Source organism: Pseudomonas sp. CM27, assembly GCF_013179515.1.
In the GTDB taxonomy this organism is placed as follows: domain Bacteria; phylum Pseudomonadota; class Gammaproteobacteria; order Pseudomonadales; family Pseudomonadaceae; genus Aquipseudomonas.
Genome location: NZ_JABMCN010000260.1, coordinates 1 through 8,357, shown reverse-complemented (window position 1 = coordinate 8,357; position 8,357 = coordinate 1). Strand labels below are relative to the sequence as shown.

8 protein-coding genes are annotated in these 8,357 nt (G+C 50.6%); 3 read left to right on the top strand and 5 right to left on the bottom strand.

Annotated elements, in window-relative coordinates; translation table 11 throughout:
• Positions 1 to 394: 394 nt before the first annotated feature.
• Positions 395 to 1,738 carry an OprD family porin gene (locus HP547_RS24630; protein WP_003253422.1) on the top strand — a complete coding sequence of 448 codons (1,344 nt, stop codon included), beginning with the start codon at positions 395 to 397 and terminating at the stop codon, positions 1,736 to 1,738.
• Positions 1,739 to 2,227: 489 nt separating this feature from the next.
• A complete protein-coding gene (locus HP547_RS24625; RefSeq protein ID WP_003253420.1) occupies positions 2,228 to 2,902 on the top strand; it encodes a heavy metal response regulator transcription factor in 675 nt (224 codons plus the stop codon).
• 535 nt (positions 2,903 to 3,437) lie between these two features.
• On the opposite strand, the gene HP547_RS24620 is transcribed toward HP547_RS24625, so the two are convergent.
• A complete protein-coding gene (locus HP547_RS24620; protein WP_074059229.1) occupies positions 3,438 to 3,674 on the bottom strand; it encodes a hypothetical protein in 237 nt (78 codons plus the stop codon).
• Between the two features lie 275 nt (positions 3,675 to 3,949).
• The gene (locus HP547_RS24615) at positions 3,950 to 4,489 is read right to left on the bottom strand and encodes a hypothetical protein (protein WP_003253418.1); all 540 of its coding nucleotides are present in this window, start codon (positions 4,487 to 4,489) and stop codon (positions 3,950 to 3,952) included.
• A 99-nt stretch (positions 4,490 to 4,588) separates the two neighbouring features.
• Between HP547_RS24615 and HP547_RS24610 the strand changes: the two genes are divergently transcribed.
• On the top strand, positions 4,589 to 5,122 hold the full coding sequence (locus HP547_RS24610) for a hypothetical protein (protein ID WP_003253416.1): 534 nt from the start codon (positions 4,589 to 4,591) through the stop codon (positions 5,120 to 5,122).
• On the opposite strand, the gene HP547_RS29745 is transcribed toward HP547_RS24610, so the two are convergent.
• The 3 genes from HP547_RS29745 to radC form a co-directional block, all read right to left on the bottom strand.
• Positions 5,115 to 6,011, bottom strand: coding sequence for an alpha/beta fold hydrolase (locus HP547_RS29745; RefSeq protein WP_014754857.1), 897 nt, complete (start codon positions 6,009 to 6,011; stop codon positions 5,115 to 5,117). The two genes, HP547_RS24610 and HP547_RS29745, sit on opposite strands and share 8 nt — an antisense overlap.
• 336 nt (positions 6,012 to 6,347) lie before the next feature.
• Complete coding sequence (locus HP547_RS24600; RefSeq protein WP_003253411.1) at positions 6,348 to 7,385, bottom strand: hypothetical protein; 1,038 nt, start codon at positions 7,383 to 7,385, stop codon at positions 6,348 to 6,350.
• A 459-nt stretch (positions 7,386 to 7,844) separates the two neighbouring features.
• Positions 7,845 to 8,357 (bottom strand): DNA repair protein RadC (gene radC / locus HP547_RS24595; RefSeq protein WP_256676412.1); only part of this gene is annotated, 513 nt, incomplete at its 5' end.

Here is an 8,357-nt window from a genome sequence, read left to right as displayed (position 1 = left end):
CTCGTGCACAAACTTCGATAAAGCTTGGCGAGAACGCCGAAACAGCTGCCAAGCCCCACTTGATTAGGTGATGGCACTCTAATGAGCGGTAGCTATCAGAGGGGTGGCTAGAAAATTACAATTTCGTAAGAAAGTCCTGTAATGCCCGAAAATACTGGGAAACCAAACCCGGCACTAGGATTTCGTTACAAGCAACGGAGATGGCAAACACGCGGTGCGAAGGCGCCGAATAACAGGCAGATGACGAAATTGTAATTGTCCTATCACCCTCCCGTTATCTTCGGCCTGCAAATATGAGCTCGCGCTACGCTAGGCGCGCCGCCGGGTCAGAACAATTAACGACACCCGCGCCGGTAAACATAATAAAAACTGCCGTGAATCAAAGGAGCATCGGATGAAAATCAAAGTACCACTGTATTTGGCGGCAGTTTCTGCGCTGTCTGGAAGCTACGCTATTTCGGCACAAGCTGAAGACAAGCCAGAAGGCTTCATTGAAGGCAGCAGCCTTACAGTGTTGAACCGTAACTTCTACTTCAACCGTGATAATCGCGACAGCACCGCCCCCACTTACAACAGTGGCAAGGGCAATACCAACGGCTACTCCGAAGCCTGGGCGCACGCGATCATCAGTAAATTCAACTCTGGGTTTACCCAGGGTACCGTTGGCTTCGGCGTTGATGCCTTCGCCATGATCGGCCTCAAGCTCGACACCGGTGATGGGCGCAACGGCGGCCGTAGCTCCTTCGACGTGCTACCCGTTGATAACAAGGGCGAAGCTCGCGACGAATACACCAAGGTCGGCGGTGCAGCCAAAGTCCGCTTGTTCGATACCATCGTGAAAGTAGGTGATGTTTTCCCATCGACTCCGGTCGTTGCATCCGGTGACTCTCGCCTGCTGCCAGAAAGCTTCCGCGGCGTGACCGTTGAGAACACCAGCATCCAAGGCCTCACCCTTCAGGGTGGTCGACTGCACGCCATGAGCCAGCCAGTCTCCAGCAACCTGAACGACAACTTCGTGACCTTCTACGGCGGCCCGGTCAACTCGCCATGGATCGGTTACGGTGGTGGTGACTACTCGATCAACGACAACTGGACTGTGAGCGTCTACGCCAGCCAGCTGAAAGACGTCTGGAATCAGTACTACGCCGGCACCAGCGTTGTTTACCCGCTGAGCGACGATCTGGCGCTGATCGGTGGCTTCAACTACTACAAAGCCGTAGATGAAGGTAAGAAGCGCCTGGGTGAATTCGACAACAACATCTGGAGTGCCAAGGTCGGCGTGCGTTACGGCGCCCACACCCTGGCCCTGTCGCACCAGCGCAACAACGGCGACGACGATTTCGACTATCTGCGTCAGTCGGACTCGATTTTCGTCGACAACTCCATCCAGTACAGCGACTTCAACTCGCCGAAAGAGCGTTCCTGGATGCTGCGCTATGACCTGAACTTCACCAGCTACGGCATCCCAGGCCTGACGTTCATGACCCGCTACGCCAGAGGCTCGGGCGCGGATTACTCGAACGCTAACCAGTTCTACATGCGCACCGACGACAACGGCAACCCGCTCGACAATCAGAAGCGTTGGGAGCGTGACGTCGAAGTCAAATACGTTGTGCAAACCGGTCCGGCAAAAGACTTGTCCTTCCGGTTGCGCCAGGCAACCACGCGTGCCACTGCTTTCGAATCGGATCTGGATGAAACTCGTGTAATCATCGAGTACCCGCTTTCGATTCTGTAATTCGCTGAGCGGGCCAGTCTTTCGACGGCTGGTCCGATTAGTAAAACGAGCATTACGAATTCACCTTGAGTGGCTTAATTGCTCCTTTGGTAAAAGGTGGATATTTGGCGCCCATTGGGCGCCTTTTTTTTGCCTAAAATTCAAGTAAGCGTTCGATTGTACGCATTGCATGCCGGTGAAGTTCATGACTACACCAATGACCAGTCTCCTCAACATGAGCGACCTCGCCGTCATCCGAACGGAACGAAGCTAGCACAAAGAAGAAAATAACCCAGTATTTCATATGGTCAAATCATCCGCTGGAGAGAGGGCCCGCAACTGTCAAACCCAAGCCGCGACAAGATATACCTCCAGACTATCAACTGTATTACCTAGAAATTACAAATCCGTCATTTGAACCCCAACACGCTCATTTTGATTTACCATCCATTTCAATAATGCCGGCGCGCGTGCGCGGTTAATTGCTCAGTGATATCGAGACATAATCCCATGCGAATTCTGGTAATTGAGGATGAAGTAAAAACTGCGGAGTATGTGCGTCAAGGCCTTACAGAGTGTGGCTATGTCGTAGATTGCGTCCACACCGGATCAGATGGATTATTCTTGGCCAAGCAGCATGAGTACGAGCTGATTATCCTCGATATAAACCTACCAGAGATGGACGGTTGGCAGGTCCTTGAGTTGTTGCGCCGTAAAAACTGCCCGTCCCGCATCATGATGCTGACGGCGAGAAGCCGATTGGCGGATAAGGTCCGGGGGCTGGAGAACGGCGCAGATGACTATCTGATCAAACCATTTGAGTTCCCAGAGCTGCTAGCCCGGGTTCGCGCCTTGATGCGCAGGTCAGATCACCCCGCATCTGTGGAGGTCATTCGCGTGGCCGATCTGGAACTTGATCAAAGCCGGCACAGGGCATTCAGGGACGGTCAGCGTATTGATTTGACCACCAAAGAATTCGCGTTGCTGCACTACTTGATGCGTAACACCGGGGTGGTACTGAGCCGTACGCAGATTATCTCTCAGGTTTGGGATATGAATTTTGATTGCGACACGAACGTTGTAGAGGTGTCGATTCGAAGACTCAGAGCCAAGATAGATGACCCCTTCGAAACCAAGCTGATACACACACTTAGAGGCGTAGGGTATGTACTTGAAAAGCGTTAATTGCCAAACTATATAGTATCGAGATCGGCTAACTAATTCCGTCGCAAACGTGCCTACTGAACTGGATTTTACTATTTACGACCCGCGGCGCTGATTCCTTACCCCGCAAATGAGGTAGGCTGTGCATGAGGTATAGCATTGATTATCAGCAGGTCTCGGAGGATCAAGAGTTTGTCAGGCCTGATGACCGCTCAGCTGATATTGTCTTTAACAGTGAGCATGGCTTAGCTCTTATCCCATGTGTTGGCGATGTAGTCAACCTACCCTCTACGGCCGTCAAAGCGGGGGTTTGTGGCGTCGTCAGATCAAGAATTTTCAATTATCTCAGGGGTCCTGAAGAGTTTTACTGCCACGTCAATATTTTTGTTGAAGAGGCCGACATCAATTTCGGCAATCTAATATCCGAATATATGCGTAACCAGGCACGCTCACGATCACCCTCCTCATAGTGGTTTGAATAGTCAATACGGATTCCGTCCTTTTATTGAGTGCTCAGTAGAACCCACGTTGCAGAGCTCTACTGAGCCCAAAAACCTTATTTCCGCTGCTGTGCAAAAACCACTAACTGCCACTCAATCTTGCCCGCGCCAGGTGCATGCTGGTGATGGTTCTGTGGAGGAAGAACATGCCCTTTGGCAATACCGATCTCATCCCCGCAGGAGACGCATCGGTAAATGCCTGGATTTGGCGCTTCGGTACCAGGCGAATACTTTTTATCGTACTCCGAATGATCACTTTTGTGCAGAAAATTGCCGTGCTTATACTGAGCCATATCTATTCCCTTGAACTGTTGCTCTATATTTTTGTGCCACTTTACCGGGGCACAGAATAATTTTTATCACGTAATGACGAATAGATTCCAGCGAAGTTTTCCATAATCGCTCAGTACGCAGCCTACTTTCGTAGCATTTATTATTCTGATTGTGTCAGGCAGGAGATTTTTATGCCGGCGGAATTTTGGCGCCATGCTATGGCACCAGGATAGAGATCAAATCACGCCATCAAGTGACTCTTGCTATTCGAACCTGCCCCTACAAGAACAGGTAGTCACGGCACCCTGCTAGAGCGCGGGAGAGGCGGAGCACACAGAGCAGGCGTCATTGTTTTTTGAATAGCGCACTGAAAAATATAGAAGTACAAGAAGCCCGCAAAGAGAACAGTAGGCGCCATCAGAGCCAATTGAGGATCCATAAACCCTGAAATTACATACTGCTTAAGTGTAAGAGAAGCCAGGATAAAGGCCGAACAATACAAAGCACCTGTAAATTGATTCCCTAGAAAGCTTAGCACCCCACTAAAGGCATTATTGGCGCTCAATAACACTGCCTTCAATATGGTCCAACCGAAAAGCGGAAGGAAAATCTTCACCATAAAGGCAAATAAAGTTGTTGAGGCGAACAGTTTCAGTGGTATCTCTGCCCATGGCTTGATGGTACCGTCGTTTTCTACACCAAAGAATAGGATGGCATTCAGGATAATTGCTATAGAGCAGCATATGATGAGGCGTATCACCTCCCGTTTAAGCGGGGCCATCATTATAACTGAGTTAATGCTTTTCGCGATATATTGCTTTAGAGCCTGGGTCATTGACCTATTGCGTCCTATGCTAGCCGAGGTGATAATATTGTATTGATGCAGCAGTAATAGACTGACGCTTTATTTATTTCTCAGTCAAGGAGAATCCTGATGATTTACGAGTCTGATGATTGGAGGAAGTCACTTCTTCGTTCAGCTCGTTGGCTTGAGAAGGCTCGTGTAAAAGAGCGTTCTGAAGGGCGCATTTATGCGAAAGCAGAACGTGAAATTTTTGTCAGTTTTTATACGGTACGCAAGCTAATCGAGACCTACAAAATCTCTGAATCAACGAAGAAAATTAAGCTCCATCTACCGTACTACCCGATCACCAGTGGCAAGACAGTAGACTACTTCAATCGGCACAACATAATGGAAAACTACGAAACTACTAAAGTTTACAAAGAACTGCGGGATATGACTTTTGTCGCGAACCAGGTAATCCACTCGTACGTATTCGAATTCGCGACTAGTGAGGATGGACGGATTGACGGGGTGTTTGTGGCCTCAGACAAGGGACGACACCAGCGACTCTATTACTATTCTATGACGCTAATGCTCAGTATTTTTAGGTCCGTAGGCTTGGATGTCGTCTCAGAGCAGCATTTGGTAAGGGACCCTGAAACAGAGCAGTGGAAGATCAGGTGAGTAGCCACCAAGCCAAACCCGCTACGGCAGCTGTAATTAACCCAACGGTTGCATAGAAGGCAGGTCTGCCGATCCAAGGGTGACAAGCCAGCATGATTCCCAGATGGGTCTTCGGCTTTATGCTATCCCACTCAGACTCGACGATGGTCCCATCTAGAATATAAGGCTTCCAATATTTGACGATATGGTCCTTGTCGGGCTCAAAAAAATCGCTATGGCCGTAATCAAAGTAACGGTCAGCTACACGTGTATTTTTAAATCCGTTTCGACCAGTCCCGCCGTAGCCTATAGTCGAAAAGGTAGCTAGGACGGGGTAAAAATCTCGCGTCCCGACATCGTTGACGATGTTGCCTGCAGCCATGTGCCGAGCATGCTTCTCCCAGGCATAATTGCCTTTTATTATGGAGCCGCAGAGAACAATTCTCTCAATGTTGATGTCAGTGTATTTGGCGAGGATCCGACTAATGATATAGGTGCCGAAGCTGTGGGCAATGACCATAATGCGAGCAGTCGGTTCCATAAGCCGTGCGTCTCGGAAGTCATTTGCGATCTTATTGATTGGCGTAGATCGAAACGGACACGCAAGCTGCAGCGCGGTCACACAATGGTAGCCAAGACCTTTGACTCTGACATGAGCAACATCTCGGAAGGCTGCTTTTACCAGCTCGTGCCAGGAACCATCAGTTTGAATACCATGGACAAGCATGAGCGTGATGGCCTGAGCATCATCTTTGACATTAGAAATCTGCATATCGACTAACGAGTCAAACAGCTCCAGATGCTCGGCATCCAGAGTTGCCCTAATTGCCTGCAGCTGGGCCAGTCGTTTGGTCTCAATCGTATTTTCCCAAGTCGATCGAACAAGGGTAACAATATCAACAGGCTTCAATCGAGCACCAATCTATAGGTTGGTTCCACGTTGGCGGCAAGTACTTCAAATTCGGTATCCATCCCAGGATCACGAACAATCTCTGGGATATCGCCGTAAGATTGGAATGAGAGACCTTCGCCGCTGGGGCACCTAACAATAAGGAATCTCTTGATAATCCGGCCCGTTACCAAGATATTAATCAAGATTGCAAGGTGCGCGGAAGTACCGGCTTGCATAATATCGAACATGCGATTCGGGTTTAGCCGAATTCTAGGCAAAGCTTCGCCACCCTGGGATTCATAGCCCTGGATAAAACTAGCCAATCTTCGGAGGCCTTCAGCCTCGTCTGGATGGTTAAGTATTAAAGGCGATAACTTTTCCGCGAACATATTCGTATTCTCCGGCGGAGCACGCTACGGTCACCGCAAACTCGTTTCTCTCACCCGAAATCAAAAGCCTCAGTTCACGGGGAGGATCACTGTCTGGTAGTTTAACGTAAATATTGGCTCCCGTCACTTCGCCATCACGCTCCAAGAAGCGATCCAACGCAGACATCGAACCCTCATCCGATGAAAGGTTTTCATCAACCGATGCGGAGGTAATCTGCATTTGGGCCCCGAATTCATTTCGAGCCGTTGAATTGCTATATCTGATTTCTTGGGAGAGGTTATCGCGCTCGCGCAGAATCTTATTCTTAGCGGGGCTAAGCGAAACTTCAGCGAACCCATCGTCCGGTAGAAATTTCCTTACTTTGTTTTTCAACACCCACAAGAGCTCGGAATATTTCTTTGCCTGATTATCTTGAGAGGCAATACGAAACTCCAATAAACCAGTGTGGTCCAGGTGAACAATATTCACCGCACGTTTTTTTGTGGTCGCATAGCGTCGAATCAGTTCGCCAGTTGCTGGATCCGTCTCCACAGCGCTGAGACGATTGATGTCACGGCTTTCGACGACTTTGATCGTAAGCGAAACCGGTGTCTTCTGCGGGTCCGGACGGTACAGGCGGATGTCGACGATTGTGGCCTCGTCGGGCATCTCAAGATCCAGCGGGTGAGTAAACAGCCCCGAAAGGCCCTCAGCTGCTGCGATTGAAGCGATGCGCGTAGGAGACAGCAGGCCGATTGCCCGCTCTTCAGTGCACTGGAAAAGGAACGAGTGCTGCTTGCCAAACTCCTCCACCTGCTGCAGTAGATCACGGAGGTCTTTCAGGGCAAGTTTTTTATCCTTGAGGGCAGGCTCGATCCGCTTCTCATAGAGATCGTCCCAGTTTTGCGCAGAAACGGGGATGCCCTTCGTCCGGAGGAATTCCTTGACGACGGCTTGGCTAGTCGCATTTTTCAGAAGGCCAAAAAGGATCTTGGCTAGCTTTTGGTCGTCGTCACTCAGCACATCACTCTCCACAAATTGGCATTAAGCTTAAAGGCTCGTGCGAGCCTTGGCTGTGGAGGCATGAAGCCGGTGACATCCTGCCACGAGAGCGCCGACCTGCGCGCATCATGCCTTCCATTGCGCGCGCATTCTCGCCTTTTTATCCAGCGGTACACAATGAGTGGAGAAGGTCAAAATGCCATCAGCGATGTAGGATCCCTTGGCCACGTGGAGTAGGTTCCATCAGATTTTGCCGTAATGTTCAGCTTTTTCGGGAAGATGGGTAGGAATTCCCAGCTTTTCTGTGAACCGCAAGCAACAGCCTGAGCCCCAGTCATCCGGGACCTAGCATCACAATTGTTGGTGAAGCTGACTGCTGTGGTGGCCCGCCTGGGCCTAAAATCAAATTTGCTCTGCAACACTGAATATGGAACATCAAAATCTGAATAAGCATCAAGGAATGCTTCTATCTCGGGCACTTCAGCCGAGTGAAACACTAGAGTTGACACCATAACCCGTCAGGATCAAAGCTGCGGCGTTATGCTGCAACGCCCGCCTCACAACTTCTCGCGGGTAGACACTGGCCCGGTCTATGGTGCCCCTGAACAAGACCTCGAAGGCCAGCGGCCTGTGCTTGGTGTCCAGAAACAGGCAACCGAATACTTCGCTGGCCTCATGCCGTAGCATCGCCTTCAGATAGCGCCGCACCGCCCACGGGCCATCAAGCACTGCTGCGCGCTCGATGCTTGCATCCAGGTACCGCCGGCCAATCTCCAACAGCGCCTGCAGCTGTGCGTATTTCACGACGCCAATACCCGGCTCGCACAGCACGGCTTCACGATCAGCCTCAAGAAACTGCCTGAGGCCACCAAAGCGCACCAGCAGCCCCCGCGCGAGGTCCAGCACGTTACGCCCGGCTACTCCCGAGCCCAGCAGCACCGCCAGCAACTCTGCATCCGACAGCACGGCAGCCCCTCGCTGCAACAACTTCTC